23 protein-coding genes are annotated in these 19,237 nt (G+C 63.1%); 10 read left to right on the top strand and 13 right to left on the bottom strand.

The annotated features are described in order from the left end of the window. Together APH44_RS30225 and APH44_RS04945 are read left to right on the top strand one after the other, a co-directional pair. Positions 1-416: hypothetical protein (locus tag APH44_RS30225; protein WP_218187337.1), on the top strand; the 416-nt coding region annotated here is incomplete at its 5' end. An 11-nt stretch (positions 417-427) separates the two neighbouring features. Next, complete coding sequence (locus tag APH44_RS04945) at positions 428-889, top strand: HIT family protein (protein WP_054891593.1); 462 nt, start codon at positions 428-430, stop codon at positions 887-889. A gap of 405 nt (positions 890-1,294) precedes the next feature. Here APH44_RS04945 and APH44_RS29665 read toward each other — a convergent pair whose 3' ends face one another. The 3 genes from APH44_RS29665 to mgtA are packed head-to-tail and all read right to left on the bottom strand — an operon-like array spanning position 1,295 to position 4,573. Next, on the bottom strand, positions 1,295-1,462 hold the full coding sequence (locus tag APH44_RS29665; RefSeq protein WP_153772505.1) for a hypothetical protein: 168 nt from the start codon (positions 1,460-1,462) through the stop codon (positions 1,295-1,297). After that, entirely contained in the window at positions 1,452-1,838 is a 387-nt protein-coding gene (locus tag APH44_RS04950) for a DUF2493 domain-containing protein (RefSeq protein WP_054891594.1), read from the bottom strand. Before APH44_RS04950 ends, APH44_RS29665 begins: the two co-directional genes overlap by 11 nt. A gap of 20 nt (positions 1,839-1,858) precedes the next feature. After that, positions 1,859-4,573 (bottom strand): magnesium-translocating P-type ATPase, encoded by a 2,715-nt coding sequence (gene mgtA, locus APH44_RS04955; RefSeq protein WP_054891595.1) that lies wholly within the window; start codon positions 4,571-4,573, stop codon positions 1,859-1,861. Between the two features lie 347 nt (positions 4,574-4,920). On the opposite strand from mgtA, the gene APH44_RS29670 reads away from it, so the two are divergent. Further along, a complete protein-coding gene (locus APH44_RS29670) occupies positions 4,921-5,091 on the top strand; it encodes a hypothetical protein (RefSeq protein WP_155738181.1) in 171 nt (56 codons plus the stop codon). Between the two features lie 382 nt (positions 5,092-5,473). Here the strand turns inward: APH44_RS29670 and APH44_RS04960 are convergent, their stop codons facing one another. Beyond that, positions 5,474-5,737, bottom strand: a complete 264-nt coding sequence (locus APH44_RS04960; protein ID WP_054891596.1) for an accessory factor UbiK family protein — start codon at positions 5,735-5,737, stop codon at positions 5,474-5,476. A gap of 411 nt (positions 5,738-6,148) precedes the next feature. On the opposite strand from APH44_RS04960, the gene glnK reads away from it, so the two are divergent. From glnK to sutA, 3 genes are all read left to right on the top strand, one after another. After that, a complete protein-coding gene (gene glnK / locus APH44_RS04965) occupies positions 6,149-6,487 on the top strand; it encodes a P-II family nitrogen regulator (protein WP_002555808.1) in 339 nt (112 codons plus the stop codon). A gap of 47 nt (positions 6,488-6,534) precedes the next feature. Further along, a complete protein-coding gene (locus APH44_RS04970) occupies positions 6,535-7,869 on the top strand; it encodes an ammonium transporter (RefSeq protein ID WP_054891597.1) in 1,335 nt (444 codons plus the stop codon). A gap of 438 nt (positions 7,870-8,307) precedes the next feature. Next, positions 8,308-8,637 carry a transcriptional regulator SutA gene (gene sutA / locus APH44_RS04975; RefSeq protein WP_054891598.1) on the top strand — a complete coding sequence of 110 codons (330 nt, stop codon included), beginning with the start codon at positions 8,308-8,310 and terminating at the stop codon, positions 8,635-8,637. Positions 8,638-8,729: 92 nt separating this feature from the next. Here sutA and APH44_RS04980 read toward each other — a convergent pair whose 3' ends face one another. From APH44_RS04980 to APH44_RS05005, 6 genes are read right to left on the bottom strand one after another with little or no spacing between them, the layout of a single operon-like run. Continuing rightward, complete coding sequence (locus APH44_RS04980) at positions 8,730-9,425, bottom strand: HAD family hydrolase (protein WP_054891599.1); 696 nt, start codon at positions 9,423-9,425, stop codon at positions 8,730-8,732. Further along, complete coding sequence (gene xerC / locus APH44_RS04985) at positions 9,422-10,321, bottom strand: tyrosine recombinase XerC (RefSeq protein ID WP_054891600.1); 900 nt, start codon at positions 10,319-10,321, stop codon at positions 9,422-9,424. The genes APH44_RS04980 and xerC overlap by 4 nt, the downstream gene beginning before the upstream one ends. Beyond that, positions 10,321-11,031: a DUF484 family protein gene (locus APH44_RS04990; RefSeq protein WP_054891601.1), complete on the bottom strand. Its 711-nt coding sequence runs from the start codon at positions 11,029-11,031 to the stop codon at positions 10,321-10,323. Before APH44_RS04990 ends, xerC begins: the two co-directional genes overlap by 1 nt. 13 nt (positions 11,032-11,044) lie before the next feature. Further along, positions 11,045-11,875, bottom strand: a complete 831-nt coding sequence (dapF, locus tag APH44_RS04995; protein WP_054891602.1) for a diaminopimelate epimerase — start codon at positions 11,873-11,875, stop codon at positions 11,045-11,047. Between the two features lie 4 nt (positions 11,876-11,879). Beyond that, the gene (lysA, locus tag APH44_RS05000) at positions 11,880-13,127 is read right to left on the bottom strand and encodes a diaminopimelate decarboxylase (protein WP_054891603.1); all 1,248 of its coding nucleotides are present in this window, start codon (positions 13,125-13,127) and stop codon (positions 11,880-11,882) included. Between the two features lie 9 nt (positions 13,128-13,136). Then, positions 13,137-13,340 (bottom strand): lipoprotein, encoded by a 204-nt coding sequence (locus APH44_RS05005; RefSeq protein WP_054891604.1) that lies wholly within the window; start codon positions 13,338-13,340, stop codon positions 13,137-13,139. Between the two features lie 211 nt (positions 13,341-13,551). Here APH44_RS05005 and cyaY point away from each other — a divergent pair, with 211 nt between their 5' ends. The 3 genes from cyaY (at position 13,552) to rnk (ending at position 14,649) form a co-directional block, all read left to right on the top strand. Then, complete coding sequence (gene cyaY / locus APH44_RS05010; protein WP_054891605.1) at positions 13,552-13,884, top strand: iron donor protein CyaY; 333 nt, start codon at positions 13,552-13,554, stop codon at positions 13,882-13,884. Position 13,885: 1 nt separating this feature from the next. Next, on the top strand, positions 13,886-14,107 hold the full coding sequence (locus APH44_RS05015; protein ID WP_054891606.1) for a DUF1289 domain-containing protein: 222 nt from the start codon (positions 13,886-13,888) through the stop codon (positions 14,105-14,107). A gap of 131 nt (positions 14,108-14,238) precedes the next feature. Continuing rightward, positions 14,239-14,649, top strand: a complete 411-nt coding sequence (rnk, locus tag APH44_RS05020) for a nucleoside diphosphate kinase regulator (protein ID WP_054891607.1) — start codon at positions 14,239-14,241, stop codon at positions 14,647-14,649. Between the two features lie 10 nt (positions 14,650-14,659). Here the strand turns inward: rnk and APH44_RS05025 are convergent, their stop codons facing one another. The 3 genes from APH44_RS05025 to APH44_RS05035 all read right to left on the bottom strand — a co-directional run bounded on the left by APH44_RS05025 (position 14,660) and on the right by APH44_RS05035 (position 18,343). After that, positions 14,660-17,518 carry a class I adenylate cyclase gene (locus APH44_RS05025; protein ID WP_054891608.1) on the bottom strand — a complete coding sequence of 953 codons (2,859 nt, stop codon included), beginning with the start codon at positions 17,516-17,518 and terminating at the stop codon, positions 14,660-14,662. A gap of 226 nt (positions 17,519-17,744) precedes the next feature. Beyond that, the gene (locus tag APH44_RS05030) at positions 17,745-17,990 is read right to left on the bottom strand and encodes a TIGR02647 family protein (protein WP_054891609.1); all 246 of its coding nucleotides are present in this window, start codon (positions 17,988-17,990) and stop codon (positions 17,745-17,747) included. A 47-nt stretch (positions 17,991-18,037) separates the two neighbouring features. Continuing rightward, the gene (locus APH44_RS05035) at positions 18,038-18,343 is read right to left on the bottom strand and encodes a hypothetical protein (RefSeq protein ID WP_054891610.1); all 306 of its coding nucleotides are present in this window, start codon (positions 18,341-18,343) and stop codon (positions 18,038-18,040) included. 146 nt (positions 18,344-18,489) lie between these two features. Between APH44_RS05035 and APH44_RS05040 the strand changes: the two genes are divergently transcribed. Beyond that, a complete protein-coding gene (locus APH44_RS05040) occupies positions 18,490-19,149 on the top strand; it encodes a glutathione S-transferase (RefSeq protein WP_054891611.1) in 660 nt (219 codons plus the stop codon). The last annotated feature ends 88 nt before the right edge of the window (positions 19,150-19,237 follow it).

Raw genomic sequence — 19,237 nt, forward strand, 5'->3', positions numbered from 1 at the left:
CCCTAGAGGTTCAGAGCGCCGAGACAAGCATCGTTCAGCTGTGCGAATTATGCGCCTCGGATGTAGATGCGTTGGTGGTCACAGCGGACAATCCAGGTACCTTGGCTAGCCAAGCCAGGCGTATCACCGATGAGTGTGGTGTGCCTGTCATTAGTGGAGGGTATATACATGGTTCGATGATTATATTTACCTTCATGCCACATTCTTCTGCCAGTATTAATGATGGTCATGTGGCGTGCCCTATTGATTGGCAGAGGCTTCCGAGTTCTATTATGCCTAGTTATGGTCCGATGAATATGGCGCTGGCGGCGGAGATTTCTGATCGGGTGATTAAATCTATTGCTTATAGGAGTTTTGGGCGTCCGGACACTTCCGTTAGTCAGCGGAAAATGGAAGATTTGTGTAAGGTCATATAGAGGCTCCATCAATGAAGTGTATGTTCTGCGAGATTGTCGCTGGCCGGGAGGCTGCACATGTCATTTGGGAGGGTGAAGGCCATTTGGCTTTTCTTTCTATTTACCCAAATACTCCCGGGTTTACTGTGGTGATCCCAAAGGTACACCATTCAAGCTACGCATTTTCGGTTGCAGATGAAACGCTTTGTGCGCTCACCAAAGCGGCCAAACAGGTTGCACTTATATTGGATCGTTCATTGCCAGAGGTTGGACGAACGGCCATGATTTTTGAGGGCTATGGTGTTGATCATCTTCATGCCAAGCTATTTCCCATGCACGGGACAGGGGAAACGTCTGCGTTCAAGAAGATAAATTCTCGTGTCGATAAGTTTTTTACCCAGTATGAAGGGTATGTTTCGTCACATGATCACCAGCGAGCGGATGACCAGGCGCTGGTCGAGTTGGCAAATCTTATCCGGGGTCACAATCGCTGAAGGCATGTTTTCTGACGTTACCACCCAAAGGGATCAGGAAGGCCCCGCAGAGCGATGCAATTCTAGATCTTTCATAGGTCGATTGTCCTGGGGTCTTGCGTGCAAGCGTGAAGCGGCTTTCGTGCTGTTTCAGGGTTATCTACATTGCCTGGTTGGCGGCCGCTGCGCGCCCGATCGCGGGACGAGCCCGCTCCCACAGGGGATTGGGCTGACCTTTAGGTTTTGAACAAGACAGTTGCTCCCACAGGGGTCTTGTAGTTCCATCGGAACCGGTGCAGTACTTGTGGGAGCGGGCTTGCCCGCGAAGCAGGCACCGCTGTGAATGGCACCTGCTGCGCTGTTGTTCGCGGCGCCTCGAAGAGTCCGCCGTACTAAGCAGGCGTTGCTGGCTTCGGAGCTGGTGCATCATCCAGACAACCGCGCCTCGACCCCAAACAACACTACCAACACCCCACTCAACACCAAGGTCACGATCACAAACAGCACATTGCGCCGCGCCGCCCGGGCCTGGGCGGGTGGCAGGTCGTGGGTGAGCGAGAAACGGGCTCGCTCATCAGGCTTTTCAGGCGTCATGGCAATGCTCCTCGTGCTCGGGGTGTCGTGGTTGCCTGCCGCAGATCACCTGCACACCAGCGCCGCGGGCCCTGGCCAGCAGCTCCTCGGTGTCGTCCCCCCCGGGCAGGGCGAGCAACAACTCGGGGCGGCTGTCGGTGAACATGAACAGGTTGCGCAGGCGTTCGGCCTGCTTGCCGTGCAGCTGCCAGTTGGGCGGGTAGCGCACCAGGTCGGCGCCGTGCTCGCGTGCCCAGCTTTCGATCTCGCCACCAAGGAACTGGCTGCCGCCGTGGATCAACACCCGGATCGACCGCTGGCGCTGGACATCGTCCAGGGCCTGGCGGCAGCGCCGGGTGTCGGCGTAGTTGCGTCCCGCACAGATCAGTACGCGCATGGTCTGCTCTCCCTGCAGGCTCAGAACCACTGTCCGAAGCGGCGGATGTAGAGGGTCTTCATGGTCTGTGCGACCACGCAGTAGCCCAGCAGGGTGGCGACCAGCCAAGGGAAGTATTCCCACGGCAGCGGCACCAGACCGACCATCGCGCCCACCGGCGAGAACGGGATGTAGATGCCCAGTGCCATCACCAGGCCCGTGGCCAGGATCACCGGCAGCGCTGCAGTGCTCTGGAAGAACGGCACTTTGCGCGTGCGCAGCATGTGCACCACCAGGGTTTGCGACAGCAGGCCTTCGATGAACCAGCCAGACTGGAACAGCGCCTGCATCTCGACACTGTTGGCGGCGAACACATACCACATCAGGGCAAAGGTGGTGATGTCGAAGATCGACGAGGTCGGGCCGATCCACAGCATGAAGCGGCCGATGTTGCGGGCATCCCACTTGCGCGGTTCGCTGAGGAATTCCTTGTCCATGCGGTCCCACGGCAGCGACAGCTGGGAGAAGTCGTACATCAGGTTCTGCAGCAGCAGGTGGATCGCCAGCATCGGCAGGAAGGGAATGAACGCACTGGCCACCAGCACCGAGAACACGTTGCCGAAGTTGGAACTGGCGGTCATGCACAGGTACTTCATGATGTTGCCGAAGGTTTCGCGACCTTTGAGCACGCCCTCTTCGAGCACCATCAGGCTTTTTTCCAGCAGGATGATATCGGCCGATTCCTTGGCGATATCGGTGCCGCTGTCTACCGAGATACCGACGTCGGCGTCGCGCAGGGCTGCAGCGTCGTTGATGCCGTCGCCGAGGAAGCCCACGGTGTGACCGTTGGCCTGCAGCGCCTTGAGCACGCGGGATTTCTGCAGCGGGGTGAGCTTGGCGAAGACGGTGCGCTCTTCGACCTGAATCTTCAGGGTGGTGTCGTCCATGCGCTCGATGTCCTGGCCGAGCAGCGGCAGGCCGGGCTCCAGGCCGACTTCACGGCACACCTTGCAGGTGACCACCGGGTTGTCGCCGGTCAGCACCTTGACCCGTACACCCATGTCGCGCAGGGCGGCAATGGCCGGGCCAGCGGTTTCCTTGGGCGGGTCGAGGAAGGTCAGGAAGCCCTGGATCACCAGGTCGCGCTCGTCGTCGGTGTGGTACTGCGCCTTGCCTTCGCTTGCCGGAATGTCGCGGGTAGCGACCACCAGTACGCGGAAGCCGTCGCGGTTGAAGGCATCGGCGCTGGCCAGCAGGCGCTGGCGGCGACGCTCATCGAGGGCCACGACGCTGTCGCCTTCCTGCACATGGGTGGCGATGGCGAGCATTTCCTCGACGGCGCCCTTGCTCACCATCAGGTGATCGCCCAGGGCGTTCTTCACCACCACCGACAGGCGACGGCGAATGAAGTCGAACGGCAACTCGTCGACCTTGGCGTAGGCGTAGGGCGCCTGGAACTCACGCTCCTGGCCTGCGAAGTGCAGCACGGCCTGGTCCATCAGGTTGCGCACGCCGCTCTGGTGGTGGCTGTTGAGCCAGGCCAGTTCCAGCACGCGTTTGTCGCGCTCACCGTCGGTGCGCACATGGTGCTCGAGGATGATCCGGTCCTGGGTGAGGGTGCCGGTCTTGTCGGTGCACAGTACATCCATCGAACCGAGGTTCTGGATGGCGTTCAGGCGCTTGACCACCACTTTGCGCCGGGCCATGGCCACGGCGCCCTTGGCCAGGTTGGCGCTGACGATCATCGGCAGCATTTCCGGGGTCAGGCCCACGGCCACGGCGAGGGCGAAGAGGAAGGCATCGCCCCAGTCGCCCTTGACCAGGCCGTTGATCATGAACACCACCGGTACCATCACCAGCATGAAGCGGATCAGCAGGCTGCTGACGCTGTTCACGCCGCGGTCGAAGGCGGTCTGGCTGCGCGAGCCGGCGATGGCTTTGGCCAGGGAGCCGAAGTAGGTGCGCCGGCCGGTGGCGACCACCACGGCGCGGGCGCGGCCGCTGACCACGTTGGTGCCCATGAAGCAGATGTTCGGCAACTCGAGCAGGTTGTCCTGGTTGCCGCTGTCATCGGTGGCGGACTTCTGCGCGACATTGCCCAGGGTGTCGTACTTCTCGACCGGCAGTGCCTCGCCGGTGAGCACCGCCTGGCTGATGAACAGGTCGCGTGATTCGAGCAGGCGGATGTCGGCGGGAATCATGTCGCCCGCCGAAAGCTGCACGATGTCGCCGGCCACCAGTTCGTCCATGGGCACTTCGCGCAGGCGCGGCGGCTGGCCGAACTGTTCGCGGCGCAGCACGGTGGCGGTGGTGCGCACCATCGCCTTGAGGGTGTCGGCGGCCTTGTTCGAGCGGTACTCCTGCCAGAAGCGCAGCAGGCTGCTGAGGCTGACCATGGTCATGATGATGATGACCTTGGTCAAGTCGGCGTCGTCCGCTTCACCTGCGCTGATCGGCATCCAGTAGTCGGTGACGAAACTGATCCCGGCCAGGGTCAGCAGGACGTAGATGAAGGGGTTGTGCAGGGCCTTGAGCAGTTGCACCAGGGCGTGGGGTTGCTGGTCGTGGGCGACCTGGTTGGCGCCGTCGCGCTGCAGGCGCTTGGCGGCTTCGTGTTCGGTCAGGCCATGCTCGCTGGCATCGAGGTTGGCGAGGGTGACGGACAGGCCATTGCGCGCTTCACGGGCGGCGCGGGTGGACAGGCGGGTTTCGCGTTCGGCCTTGGCCGGTGCGGTGTTGCGGTGTTTGACGGTCATGTTGCTGTGCTCCTGCCGCTGCGGCGGCACGACACACAGACGTTTCACTCAGGGGGTGAACGTAGGCATGTCGGGTCGCAGAAAAATGCTTGGTTTTTCCGACAGTTGTCTGTCCGCTGCCGAGAGTCGGAAGTTGTTTCGGCAGCGAACTTTCTACTCGCGCAGTCCATGTTTGTATTCCTCGTTGATAAATAATGGGCAATAACGGTCCGGCGAACTTTCAATGTTGAAAGTTCGATCAAAAATTACTGTTCAATATCAGTTGTTCAGTGGAGCGTGTGGGGTCTCAGGCGAGCGCAAACGCGTGCCAGCGGCCCCCGTCTACCTGGAGGGTCCTGGCTGTCGTCATGGTGCCAGTGCAGGCGCAACTGGAGTTTTCCGTGGCAGGGGTGTGCCTGCCATACGGCACGCAACTGCGGGCCGCGCACGGCGGCCGAGGGCTGGGCTGGAGCGCACGGGCCACGGGGCGGCCTGGCGCGGGCCTGCAAACGCGCCAGGCAGGCGTGCAGGCGATGTGAAACGAATGACGTGAGGTTCATGAGCTTGCCTCCAACCGGCGGACACCGGCTGTGGCAAGTCACGGCGGAGCATCAGGCTCTGGCGCGGCTTGCCCGACCAGGGTGTCGGGACCGGTGTTCCGGTTCAAGTGCCTGACCGGGCCGTACGGCGGTGGTCAGGCAGCGACTAGATACTGTGTCCATTGAATTCTTCAGTGAATGGAAAAAAGGCCCCTTCTCTCAGGGCGAGCGAACTTTATTCAAGGGTAGTATCGAAGTCAACCGGGGAGGTGAACTTTAAATAAGTTTCATCTTGCTTGAGGGCTCCCTGTTGTTTGTAGGAAGCATTTGAAGTTTCCGGCCGGCCTCTGCGCGGAGGCCGGCTGGATATCACTGAGGGTGGCTAGTCCTGGGCGGGTGGCGCCATGCGCGCTTCCAGCTCGGCCACTTGCTTCTCCAGGGCTTCGAGGCGCGCGCGGGTGCGCGCCAGGACCACCATCTGGCTGTCGAATTCTTCCCGGCTGACCAGGTCCAGCTTGCTGAACGCGCTCTGCATCAGGATCTTGAACTGGCTTTCGAGTTCGGCGCGCGGCTGCGCGGTGTCGCCGCTGAACAGGCGCGCGGCCTGGTCGCTCAGGGCGTCGAGAAGGGCTTTGGGCGCGAGCATGGGTCAGGCTGTTCCGTGGCGTGTGAAAGGTGGGCAGTGTAGCACGGCGCATTTCGGCGGTCGGACGCACACTTTTTGAGCAGCCGCTGGCGGCTCGACGCACCAGAATCGTGCAGCTTTCAGCGTACTGGCCATGGGCTAATCCCGAGCATTGTGCGCAACTACTTGTTTTCCGGCCCTTTGCCGGATCTGGCAAGGTTTCTGCAAAGGCCTCTGTGCGCCATGCACTGATGCAGTCCCTTGTGATCGGGCAGTGTGCAGGCGGAGCCGCAAGGCTCCCTCTCCACCCGCCGAAACGTGTGTCGGTGGGGGAATGGAGCCGACGACGCGTTACAAAGCCAGGCGCTGCGCTTAGACTTGAGACGGGTTTGTTTTCCTGGGGCAAGTCCACCAAATCGGGAGAAGAGTTTCATGAAGCTAGTCACTGCCATCATCAAGCCGTTCAAGCTGGACGACGTGCGCGAGTCGCTGTCGGAAATCGGCGTGCAAGGCATCACCGTGACCGAAGTCAAGGGCTTCGGCCGGCAGAAAGGCCACACCGAGCTGTACCGTGGCGCCGAATACGTGGTCGATTTCCTGCCCAAGGTCAAGATCGATGTCGCCATCGATGACAAGGACCTGGACCGGGTGATCGAAGCCATCACCAAGGCGGCCAACACCGGCAAGATCGGCGACGGCAAGATCTTCGTGGTGAATCTGGAGCAGGCGATCCGCATCCGTACCGGCGAAACCGATACCGACGCGATCTAAGCGACACAACAAGCCTCACCAAACCCAAACGCCCCAGGAGAAAACAAATGACTCTGCGCAAGATCGCAGGGCTAGGAGCCCTATTGTCCCTCGTAATGCCTGGCCTGGCCCTGGCAGAGGAAGCAGCCGCCCCGGTACTGAACTCCGGCGACACCGCCTGGATGCTCACGGCCACGGCGCTGGTACTGTTCATGACCATCCCGGGCCTGGCCCTGTTCTACGGTGGCATGGTGCGCTCCAAGAACCTGCTGTCGGTGATGATGCAATGCTTCGCCATCACCGGTCTGATCAGCATCCTGTGGGTCATCTACGGCTACAGCATCGCCTTCGATACCACCGGTATGGAAAAGGGCGTGCTCAACTTCAACTCGTTCATCGGCGGCTTCTCCAAAGCCTTCCTCGCCGGTGTGACGCCGTCTGGCCTGACCTCGGCCACCGCGCTGTTCCCTGAGGCGGTGTTCATCACCTTCCAGATGACCTTCGCCATCATCACCCCGGCACTGATCGTCGGTGCCTTTGCCGAACGCATGAAGTTCTCCGCCATGCTGGTGTTCATGGGCGTGTGGTTCACCCTGGTCTATGCGCCGATCGCGCACATGGTCTGGAGCGGTGACGGCGCACTGATGTGGGACTGGGGCGTACTGGACTTCGCGGGCGGCACCGTGGTGCACATCAACGCCGGTATCGCAGGCCTGGTGGCGTGCCTGGTACTGGGCAAGCGCAAAGGCTACCCGACCACGCCGATGGCTCCGCACAACCTCGGCTACACCCTGGTCGGCGCTGCCATGCTGTGGATCGGCTGGTTCGGCTTCAACGCAGGTTCCGCTGCAGCGGCCAACGGCACTGCCGGCATGGCCATGCTGGTGACCCAGATCGCCACCGCCGCCGCCGCGCTGGGCTGGATGTTCGCCGAGTGGATCGGCCACGGCAAACCTAGTGCCCTGGGCATCGCTTCGGGTGTGGTCGCCGGCCTGGTCGCCATCACTCCGGCTGCCGGCACCGTCGGCCCGATGGGCGCCCTGGTAATCGGCCTGGCGTCGGGTGTGATCTGCTACTTCTGCGCCACCAGCCTCAAGCGCAAGCTGGGTTACGACGACTCGCTGGATGCCTTCGGTGTGCATGGTATCGGCGGTATCGTCGGCGCGATTCTCACCGGTGTGTTCGCAGCACCGGCCCTGGGCGGCTTCGGCGCGGTCACCGATATCGGTGCGCAGGTCTGGGTCCAGGCCAAGGGCGTGATCTTCACCGTGGCCTACACCGCCATCGTCACCTACGTGATCCTCAAGGTGCTGGACGTGGTAATGGGCCTGCGGGTCAACGAAGAAGAAGAGTCGGTCGGCCTCGACCTGGCTCAGCACAACGAGCGCGGCTACAACCTGTAACCGCCCTGCAGTAAAAAACTTGCCCGGCTTGTCCGGGCATTTTTTTGCCTGATTTTTACCGTTTCGCCGGTAGGCAAACGGTTTATCCGGCACGTTCGTGACGCAGGCAGAAAACTTACAGAAAAGCGGGTACTGATGGAGCTTTGTTTTTTCTCCCGGCGCGCTAGAATGCGCGCCGGAAGGGTGTTTGCAGTGCCTTCCACACACTTCGCCACGCTTTGCTAGGCTTGCCAATAGCGCAAGGCCAGCAGCGGTGGCTCAAGGATTTCGTCAGATCCCGCCAGGAGCTGGGATCTGCTGGGTGAAACGCCCTCACCAGGGGCCGTACATCCAAGGCAGTGGCCAACCCACGGCCAGTTGAATTTTCACTGGTGGCTGCCGGTCTACGGCATCACTGGTCTATAACTAACCTGCTTTTCGCAAGTCATGAGGTAGAACATGAGCGACGACGATCTGGAAAATGATGACCTCGAAGTAGGCGACGAAGACGAGGGTGATGAGGCCCTTGAAGCGGCATCCGACGACGGCGCGGAAGACGCCGGCGACGACGACAGCAGCCCTGCACCTGCCGCCAAAGGCAAGTCCAAGGCGGCGGTCTCGGTAGACGAGATGCCGAGCATGGAAGCCAAGCAGAAGGAACGCGATGCGCTGGCGCGCGCCATGGAAGAGTTCCTGGCGCGCGGTGGCAAGGTCCAGGAAGTCGAGGCCAACGTGGTCGCCGATCCGCCCAAGAAGCCGGACAACAAGTACGGCAGCCGCCCTATCTGAGTGGCTGGATACAAAAAAAGCCCGCGGTCGCTGCGGGCTTTTTTGTGGGTGGAATTTGGGTGTTCGTGCGGGCTTGCCCCGCGATAGGGCCGTCAGCGCCAGCGTGCCAGCACCTCGGGCAACTGCGACAGGCGCTGGATCTCGGCATCGGGCGCCTGCTCGCCGGCCCAGGCCTTGCCCTGGGGGTTGAACCAGACTGCGCGTAAGCCGGCGCGTTGGGCCCCGGCGATGTCGTCACCCGGATGATCGCCGACATGCACTGCGGCACTTGCCTCCACTTCACCGCGCTTGAGGGCTTCGCGGAAGGGCGCAGGGTCGGGCTTGCCGATCCCCAGGTCCTCGGCGCACAGGGCGAAGCGGAAGTAGTCCGAAATCCCCAGCCGCCGCACATCGGCATTGCCGTTGGTCACGACGCCCAGCACATAGTGATGGCGCAGGATTTCCAGCACCGGCTGCACTTCGGGAAACACCTCGACCTGATGCCGGGCATGCAGGAACACCTCGAAGGCTTCATTGGCGAGCGTCTGGGCGTGTTGCTCGCTGTAGCCGACCTCGGACAGTGCGTGGAACAGCACGCGCCGGCGCAGGGCGCTGATGCGGTGCTTGAGGCCCGGTTCGGCCTGCACCAGGCGTTCGCGGATGGCATACAGGTGCTCGACCGGCACACCGCCCAGGGTTGGGGCATTGGCGGCAAGCCAGTCGCGCAGGACGGTTTCGGCACTGGTGATCACCGGTGCGGTATCCCACAGGGTGTCGTCCAGGTCGAAGGTGATCAGCTTGATACTCATGAGTCGCTGCCTTTGCTGCGTTTGGCTCGGGGATGGGCGCTGTCGTAGACGGCGGCCAGGTGCTGGAAGTCCAGGTGGGTATAGATCTGCGTGGTGCTGATGTCGGCGTGACCGAGCATCTCCTGTACCGCGCGCAGGTCCTGGGACGATTCGAGCAGGTGGCTGGCGAAGGAGTGGCGGAGCATGTGCGGGTGCAGGTGCTGGCCCAGTTCGCGTTCTCCGGCGACCTTGACCCGCAACTGGATGGCCCGTGGTCCCAGGCGCTTGCCTTGGCGGGTGACGAACATCGCACCGTCGCGTGGCGCGCTGATCCCGCGCAGTTTCAGCCACGCCTGCAGCGCTTCGCGCGCCTTGCGCCCGACCGGCAGGACGCGGGACTTGCCACCCTTGCCCTGCACCTGGACCAGTCCGCCGGCCAGGTCCAGTTGTTCGAGGTCGAGGTTGGTCAGTTCCGACAGGCGCAGGCCCGAGGAGTAGAACAGTTCGAGAATGGCCTGGTCGCGACGGGCGATGAAGTCGTCGTCGACGCCGCCGTCGAGCAGTTGCAGGGCGCGGTCGGTGTCGAGGGTCTTGGGCAGGCGACGCTCACCCTTGGGCGGGGTCAGGCCGTTGGCCGGATCGTGCTGGCACAGCCCCTCACGGTTGAGGTAGCGATACAGGCCGCGCACCGCCGAGAGCAGGCGCGCCAGGCTGCGCGATGACTGGCCGTGGTGGTGCAGGCGTGCGATCAACTGGCGCAGTTGCTGGATCTGCAGGGCCTGCCAGCTGGCGATGCCCTGGGTGTTGCAGAATTCGACCACTTTCTCCAGGTCGCGGCGGTAGGCCAGCTGGGTGTGCTCGGACACCTGGCGCTCGTTGCGCAGGTGCGCGCAATAAGCTTCCAGCTGGCGTTCCATCAGCGTACCGAGCGCAGCGTCTGGGTGAAGCGCGGAACCACGCGACCGAGGACTTCGGCGATGTAGGTGAGGAACAGGGTGCCGACGCTGCTCTTGTAGTGCTGCGGGTCGCGGCTGCCAATGGCCAGCACGCCGTGCAAGCCCTGATGCTCCAGCGAGGCGACGGCACTGGATCCGACGTCCTTGCGCTGGTCTTCGCCGAACAGGAATGCCAGCTCATGCTCGCGCAGGTTGCCGCTGACCGTCTTGCCACTGCCCAGCAGGCCACCGATGGCTTGTTGCGCCTCGGCACTGCTGACCCAGCGGCCGACCGGCGCGGCGTTCTCACCGAACAGGATCAGGCTGACGAAGGGCACCTGGAACTCCTGGCGCAAGCTGTCTTCGACCGCCATTACCACTTCCTCCAGGCTGCTGGCGTCGAGCAGGTCGAGGATGAGGCGGCGGGTCTTGTCGAACAGCCGGTCGTTGTCGCGGGCCACATCCATCAATTGCGACAGGCGATGGCGCATCTCGATGTTGCGGTCACGCAGCAGCTTGAGCTGACGTTCCACCAGCGACACGCTGTCGCCGCGCTGGTGGGGGATGCGCTGCTCGATGAGCAGTTCGTCATGTTCGGAGAAGAAGGTTGGGTGGGCACGCAGGTAGGCGACCACCGCCTCGGCGTCGAGGTCGGCGGCTTGCTTGGGTACAACCTGTGGCTGATCGGTCATGGCGGATACTCGCTTAGAGACGAACCTGTCCTTCGTAGACGCGTACGGCTGGGCCGGTCATCAATACCGGTTTGCCGGGGCCAGCCCATTCGATGCTCAGGCGCCCGCCCGGCAGGTCGATGGACACGGGAGAGTCCATCCAGCCCTGGGCGATGGCTGCCACGGCGGCGGCGCAGGCGCCGGTACCGCAGGCCTGTGTTTCGCCGGCACCGCGCTCCCAGACCCGCAGGTTGGCACGGTGGCGGTCGACGACCTGGATGAAGCCGGCGTTGACCCGCTGCGGGAAGCGCGGGTGGTGCTCGATCTTAGGGCCCAGCTCATGCACGGGGGCACTGCGCACGTCATCTACGCGCAGCACCGAATGCGGGTTGCCCATGGACACGGCGGCGATCGAGTGGACCTGGCCATCGACTTCCAGTGGATAGCTCAGCGCCTGCTGGTCGGCAACGAAGGGGATATCTGCCGGGACGAAGCGCGGCGGGCCCATGTCGACACAGACCTGGCCGTCGTTCTGCACATCAAGCTCGATGACACCGCCTTTGGTTTCGACGCGGATACGTTTCTTGGCGGTCAGGCGCTTGTCCAGCACGAAACGGGCAAAGCAGCGCGCGCCGTTGCCGCACTGTTCGACTTCGGAGCCATCGGCATTGAAGATCCGGTAGCGGAAATCCACTTCCGGATTGCTCGGTGCCTCGACGATCAGCAGCTGGTCGAAGCCGATGCCGGTGTGGCGATCACCCCACTGCTTGGCATGCTTGGGCTGGATGTGCGCGTGCTGGCTGACCAGGTCCAGGACCATGAAGTCGTTGCCCAGCCCGTGCATCTTGGTGAAACGCAGCAGCATGGGTTCACTCCGGCAGCAGGCTTTCGCCGGCGAACAGTTCGGCAATGGTCTCGCGGCGGCGGACTTCGAAGGCCTGGTCGCCATCGACCAGGATTTCGGCGCAACGGCCACGGGTGTTGTAGTTCGAGCTCATGACGAAACCATAGGCGCCCGCGGACTGCACGGCCAGCAGGTCGCCTTCGGCCAGGTTCAGCTGGCGGTCCTTGGCGAGGAAGTCACCGGTTTCGCAGATCGGGCCGACCAGGTCGTAGGCACGGCCTTCGCCTTCACGTGGCTTGACCGCGCTGACGCCCATCCAGGCCTGGTACAGCGCCGGACGGATCAGGTCGTTCATCGCCGCATCGATGATGGCGAAGTCCTTGTGCTCGGTGTGCTTGAGGTATTCGACGCGGGTCAGCAGTACGCCGCCGTTGGCGACGATGTAGCGGCCCGGCTCGAACACCAGGGCCAGGTCGCGTGCGCCGACGCGTTCTCGGATGGCCTTGATGTAGTCGGCCACCAACGGTGGTTGTTCGTCGCGATAGCGCACGCCGACGCCGCCGCCCAGGTCGAGGTGACGCAGGTGAATACCGCAGTCGGCAAGGCGGTCGACCAGGTCGAGCAGGCGGTCGAGGGCGTCAAGGAACGGGTCAACGGTGGTCAGTTGCGAGCCGATGTGGCAGTCGACGCCGACCACGTCCAGGTTGGGCAACTGTGCAGCGCGCACGTAGATGGCTTCGGCATCGGCGATGGCGATGCCGAACTTGTTCTCTTTGAGGCCGGTGGAGATGTACGGATGGGTGCCGGCATCGACGTCCGGGTTGACCCGCAGCGAGACCGGGGCGATCTTGCCCATCTCGGCGGCCACCACTTGCAGGCGCTCGAGTTCGTCGGTGGATTCGACGTTGAAGCAGTGCACGCCGACTTCCAGCGCGCGGCGCATGTCTTCACGGGTCTTGCCGACGCCGGAGAACACCACGCGGTCGGCCCGGCCGCCGGCTGCCAGCACACGCTCCAGTTCGCCACCGGAAACGATGTCGAAGCCCGCGCCAAGGCGCGCAAGCAGGTTCAGCACGCCGAGGTTGGAGTTGGCCTTGACCGCGAAGCACACCAGGTGCTCGACCCCTTGCAGGGCGTCGGTGTAGCTACGGTACTGGGCCTCGATGTGGGCGCGCGAGTAGACGTAGGTGGGGGTGCCGAAACGTTCGGCGATGGCCGACAGGGCCACGCCTTCCGCGAACAGTTCACCGTCGCGGTAGTTGAATGCGTCCATTGGATTTCCTTACTGCTCTGGCGACTGCTCGGGCAGCGATTCTTCGTCTTGCGGGGCGGCCTTGGCCGGCTGCGCGTGCTGGTGCGACGACTTGCGTGCGCTCTTGCCGTCCTTGCCGTCTTCAGGCAGGTACAGGGGGCCTTTCTGACCGCAGGCCGAAACGAGGCAGGCTACAGCGACCAGCGCCGCAATGGAGGAAATCAGGCGCTTCATGGGTGAAATCCTTTGAAATAAGCAGTATTGCGCCCGAGTATACCGAGCGACCGGCGGATTGCCTATGCAAGGGCCGGTCCGTCGGGCGGGCCAGGCTTGCTGGCTGTGAGGGTTGGGCTTGGTGCTGCCGGTCGCTAGTCTTTGCAATCAGCGCCCAGCGGTCGTATCGTGCCCGGCTTGCGTGTGTGCAGCCATTTTCGAGGTTCCTGCAATGAGTTTGAGCGAAGCGCGTTTCCACGACCTGGTCGACGCGACCCAACAGGCCCTGGAGGATCTGTTCGATGAGACCGACCTGGATCTGGACATGGAAAACTCCGCCGGTGTCCTGACAATCAAGTTCGACAACGGCAGCCAACTGATCTTCAGCCGCCAGGAGCCGCTGCGTCAGCTGTGGCTGGCCGACCGCTCGGGCGGTTTCCACTTCGACTATGACGAAGAGAGCGGCAAGTGGGTCTGCGAGAAGAGCGAAGAACTGCTCGGTGAGATGCTCGAGCGCATCGTCTGGGAGCGAGTCGGCGAGAAGCTGGACTTCGACGAGATCTGAGATGAGCGAGCAACCGCGGCCGCCCAAGCCGCTCTACAGCAACGTCAGCCCGGCCGTGCCTTCGCCGTGCATCAGCGTCTGCCGACTCGACGAGCGTCGGGTCTGCACCGGATGCATGCGGCATGTGGAGCATATCCGAGAATGGCGTTCGGCCGATGACGAACGGCGGCGGCAGATCTGCCGCGAGGCCGACGCGCTGAGGGCTTCGACGCCACAGGCTTGAGTATTTGCCCGGCTGTGGTAGTGTCAATCCGGTACTGGCCGCGCCAGAAGCATTCTCAAACCCCGCCCTTGGGCGGGGTTTTGCTTTATCTACAGCTTGAAATACCTCGTTGAAAGGAGTCTGACTGGACCATGAGCACCAAGCCTTCCCTCATCCTCACCCGACTGGACGTGCAGCGTCTTGAGCGTCTGCTCGACAGCCTCGACGAAAGCACGCCGGGTGTGCTCGCCCTGCAGGACGAGCTGGACCGCGCCGAACAGGTGGTCGGCCACGAGGAGGTCCCGGCGGGCGTGGTGACCATGAACTCGCGCGTGCACTGCCGCGAGGAAGCCACCGGCAAGGATTATCACCTGACCCTGGTCTACCCGAAGGACGCAGGCGTGGAAGGCAACGTCTCGATCCTGGCGCCGATCGGCTGTGCGCTGCTGGGGTTGTCGGTGGGCGACCAGATCGACTGGCCGGCGCCGGGTGGCAAGACGCTCAAGCTCAAGCTGCTCGAGGTGGAATACCAGCCTGAAGCGGCGGGTGATTTCGACCTCTGAACGGCATCACCTACAAACCAGCCTGTAGCTGCTCCAGCCCATCATTGAGCGACTGCTCCAGTTCGCGCTTGTAGCGCAGGAACAGCACCGTCGAGCCCTGTTCGTCCTCAAGCAGTTCGGACAGATCCAGGTCGGTGATGTAGCAGCGGTAGTTCCCGGCGCTGCGGCGCTGGCGCAGAATCTGCCGGGCGACCACGGCATACAGCTGGTCGCCGTGATCGAGCTGGGAAAACTCCTGCTGGTCGCAATACAGCGTGACATGCACGTCATCCCCCGCGCCTGCCTGGAGAATCGCCTGCACTTCGTAGTACGGCTGGCCGCCCGCGACCTGTGGCGCGGGCCGAGGCTCCAGGGCACGGCATTTGCCTGGGCCGTTGGGCAGTAGCTGGTAGTAGAGGATGTCCAGCGCGGCCTGTTGCAGGCTGTCGAGCGGCAGTTGGGCATCGCGGCGTACCACGACCGACTGCAGAAAGCGTTGCAGGGGCAGCAGCAGGTGGCTTTCGTCCTGCAGTGGCAGCCGCTGCTGCCAGAGTGCGTTGTACTCGTCGAGTACGTAGAGTTCGGCCCAGCCTTCGTGCAGGCGATAGAACACTTGGATGCAACCCGGCTGGCCCTGCTCCAGCACCAGCGGCAAGTCGTGGTCCTGCAGGGCGTTGGCGTCGAGGTACAGCGGACTGTACTGGCTGCGCTCCTCGCCGAGGTGGGCGAGCACGGCATCCTGGTCGTCCAGGGTGGTCAGGCTGACCTGGCCGGGCACCAGGTCCAGCACATGGGTGTGCTGCGCCACCTGCAGCAGGTAGCGGTGGTTCAGGCCCTGATCCAGCAGCGACTGCACGGTCTCGAAGATGTCTTCGACGCGCTGGGCGATCGCTTGCGCGCGGTTGTGGCAGAAACAGCGCACCCGTAACCGCGGACGCTGCGTGCGTGGGCCTTGGCTGTTGAGAAAATCACGCAAGCAGCGCATCAGCGCGTGCTCGCCGTCGTAGCGCTGCACCAGCACTTCGTTCCAGCTGTTCAGGGTGATCTGGTCGAAGGTCAGCACCAGGTTTTCGCGCACCCCGGCATAGCTCAGCGAGTCAGTGCGCTCGGTGGTCATCAGGATGTTCAGGTCGCGGTGATGACGCAGCGGGTCGATGCCAACGTTGACCAGCAACAGGATTTCGTCGGCCACGCTTGGTTGCAGCAGGCGGATTTCGCTGACGGTATCCAGCGGTAGCGCGATGGTCTGCTGCAGGCTGCCGAGCAGGTTGAACAGCTCGAATTCGCTCAGGTCGCTGACACCAGGGTGCAGAGCCAGGCGGGTGCTGCTGTCGATGACGCCGTTGCGGTGCGCCCAGGTCAGCAGTTCGAGCAGTTCGCGGCAGCGTTTGATCGGGCTGAAATGTTCCCACTCGTGCACGCCCAGGTTGCCGTTGTACAGGCCCCAGTGGTGGGTGCCCGGCTCCTTGCGGTTGGGCGACTGGACGAGGGTGAGCGTGTCTTCGGCGACGTCCGGGGCGATGCCCGGGTTGATGACCTCGATCTTGCCGGCGCGGCGCTCGAAGGCTGCGTACAGGCGCCGGCCCAGCACGTTGAGGTCGCGTTGATCGGCGCGGCTGCTGGCGTTCTGGTCGCGGGCGAACTGGCTGAGGAAGCGGTAGCTGTAGTTCAGCTCGGCAACCAGCTCGCGACGCTCGACCGCCACCTGGCGGACCTTCCACTGGCTGCGGCTGTCGAGCAGGGCCAGTTGGCGCTCGTCCCAGCCCCACTCCTCGGTCAGGCGCTCCAGGAGCTGGCGCTGCCAGCCGGTGCTGCGTGTGCGAGCCAGGGCGCTGAGCTTCTTGTTGACCTTCAGGTAGAGGCTGCGTCGCACCAGCTCCAGGCGCGCGTGCTCGCCGCGGCGCTGCAGGTACTGCTCGATCCGCCGGTAGACCATGACATAAGGATCCAGCTCGTCGAGGTCCAGGCGGTTGGCGAACACCGCACGTTTGTAGTCCAGGCTCAGGCAGCGCACTTCGGGGTGCTCGCTGGCGTAGACCTCGGTCAGCAGCAGCTTGAGCAGCGATTTGTAGGGCGAGTCGATGCCCTTGAACAGTTGCCACAGCCCGGCGCCGACGAACTCACCCGGCGGGATGTGGGCGAGGTGGCCGAGGTCGAGGTCGTCCTGGGCGCGAATGAAGCGCTTGGACAGCAGCGTCTGGGTGTAAGCCTGGTAGTTGTGCTCTTCGTAGACCGGCACCAGCCACCACAGCGGCGTGCGTCCGGCCAGCCAGATCGCCGTGCGATAGAACTCGTCGAGCAGCAGGTAATGCTGGGTGGTGCCGCAGTCGTCCGAACTGAGCTGGCTGTCGCGTTCGCCCTGGACAAAGCCCTGGGGCTCGATCAGGAAGAAATGCGCCTCGGCGCCTTGGGTAGCGGCCCAGGCCTCGAGCAACTGGCATTTGCGCCGCAGCTCGGCCAGGGCGCCCTCGCCAATCCCCGGCGCATGACAGACCCACAGGTCCATGTCGCTCTGCTCGGCCTGGGCCAGGGTGCCCAGACTGCCCATGAGGAACAGGCCGTGAATCGGCCGTGGCGGGTTGCCGTGGCGGGGCTTGTAGGTGAAGGAGCGGGTCAGGCGCTGGGCCTCGGCCAACAGATCGGCATCCGGTTCGAAGCCCGAGACGCCCGCTGGCGTGCTGCCCGACACATAGCCCGGCAGCAGCGGATGATTGACGTGGAAGAACAGCGGCAGCAGCGTCAGTACCTGCTGCTGGCGGCTGGACAGTCCTTCCATGGCCCGCTCGAGACGCCCCTGGTTCAGCTGGAGAAAACGCCCGCGCAGGGTCGACAGCACCTTGCGGTCGATACCTTCGTGCAGATCGGGGCGAATTTCATGGGGGTGGTTCATGACGCACTCAGGCAGACCGGGGGAGCACCGGCGAGTTTAGCCTGAGTGGCGAGGGTGGATAAGAGGGTGAGTGGCATTTTGACGCCATTTTTCCAGCGTCTGAGAAAGTGCGGTGTCTTTATGGGCCTCATCGCGGGACAAGCCCGCTCCCACAGATCCAACCAGACCCTTGAAAACGGTGCTGCACCTGTGGGAGCGGGCTTGTCCCGCGATGAGGCCGGTGCAGTTATGCAGGTTGTGGGGTCTTCAGAACATTCAACAGCAACTGCACGCTCTCCACCGCATCGTGTCCCAGGCTGGTCAGGTAACCGCCGTCTGGCTGATCGGTCAGTTGCTTGTCATGCAGGCGTTTGGCCGCAGCGACCAGGGCTGGCGAGGCATTGGCGTGAATCTTGATCCCTTCCTGGCTGCTGTCGAGGTTGAACAGCGCAAGGACTTCCAGTTCGGCGACCAATTCGGGGGTAAAGGACATGGGGCGACTCCTGACTTCTCAGACGAGGATGGAAGTCAGGAGTGTAGTCAGGCTTCGTCGTCGTCGCCTTGATTTGCCTCAGGTGGCAATTCGGGCAGGGCACGCAGGGCATTTTCGTACCACTCGGTATCGAATGCGCGGTCCTCGGTGAGCAGCGCGTCGATCTCGATGGCCAGCACGTGGGCCATGAGGTTGAGGATGTCTTCGCGTTCGTAGCCGACCAGGGTCAGCTTGTTGAAGGTGGCCTTGGCCGCAGGCGGATTGCCGCTCTCGATCTGGTTCTCGATGGCCTGGGTCAGCGTCGCCTCGGCGAATTCTTCGTCGTCGTTTTCGATATCGGTGGGTTCGCTCATGGCGCTACTCCTGTGATGAAAGCGACAGTGTGCCATGCCTGTGTCGGCAATGCCCGGTCATCGACGCGCGCCATGATGCTGGTCAGGGGGTGGCCAGGCGGCTATAACAGCCAGGCCAACCCCTTACGGCCTGGAGGCTGTCGTTCATGCTCAAGCTCTACGGATTCGCGGTCAGCAACTACTACAACATGGTCAAGCTGGCCCTGCTGGAAAAAGGCGTGCCCTTCGAGGAAGTGCCGTTCGTTTCCGGGCAGACACCCGAGGTGCTGGCCATCAGCCCGCGTGGCAAGGTTCCGGTGCTGGGAACCGAACACGGCTTTCTCAGTGAGACAAACGTGATCCTCGACTACATCGAGCAGACCCACCCCGAGCATCCGCTGCTGCCCAGTGATGCATTCGGGCAGGCCAAGGTGCGTGAGCTGCTCAAGGAGATCGAGCTGTACATCGAACTGCCTGCACGTACCTGCTACGCCGAAGCGTTCTTCGGTACGGCGGTGGAGCCGCTGATCAAGGAGCGGGCGCGCAGCGAGCTGCTGGCAGGTTTTGCCACGCTCAAGCGCAACGGCAAGTTCGCGCCTTATGTCGCTGGCGAAAAGCTGACCCTGGCTGACCTGATGTTCTGCTTCTCGGTCGACCTGGCGTGTGCGGTGGGCAAGAAGGTGCTGGGGATCGATTTCCTGGCGGACTTCCCACAGGCAGCGGCGCTGTTGGGGAAGCTGCGCGAGCATCCGCACATGGCGCGGATCGTGGCGGACAAGGAGGCGGCGATGCCAAGGTTCATGGAGATGGTGCAGAACAAGCGGTGATGGGAAGAAGGGCCGCTGTGCGGCCCTTCACGGCACAAGGCCGCTTCACAGGGTTCGAGGTGTCCTGTGGCAGCGGCCTTGTGTGGTG

It is taken from the genome of Pseudomonas sp. NBRC 111143 (genome assembly GCF_001320965.1).
GTDB classification, from domain to species: Bacteria; Pseudomonadota; Gammaproteobacteria; order Pseudomonadales; family Pseudomonadaceae; genus Aquipseudomonas; species Aquipseudomonas machongensis.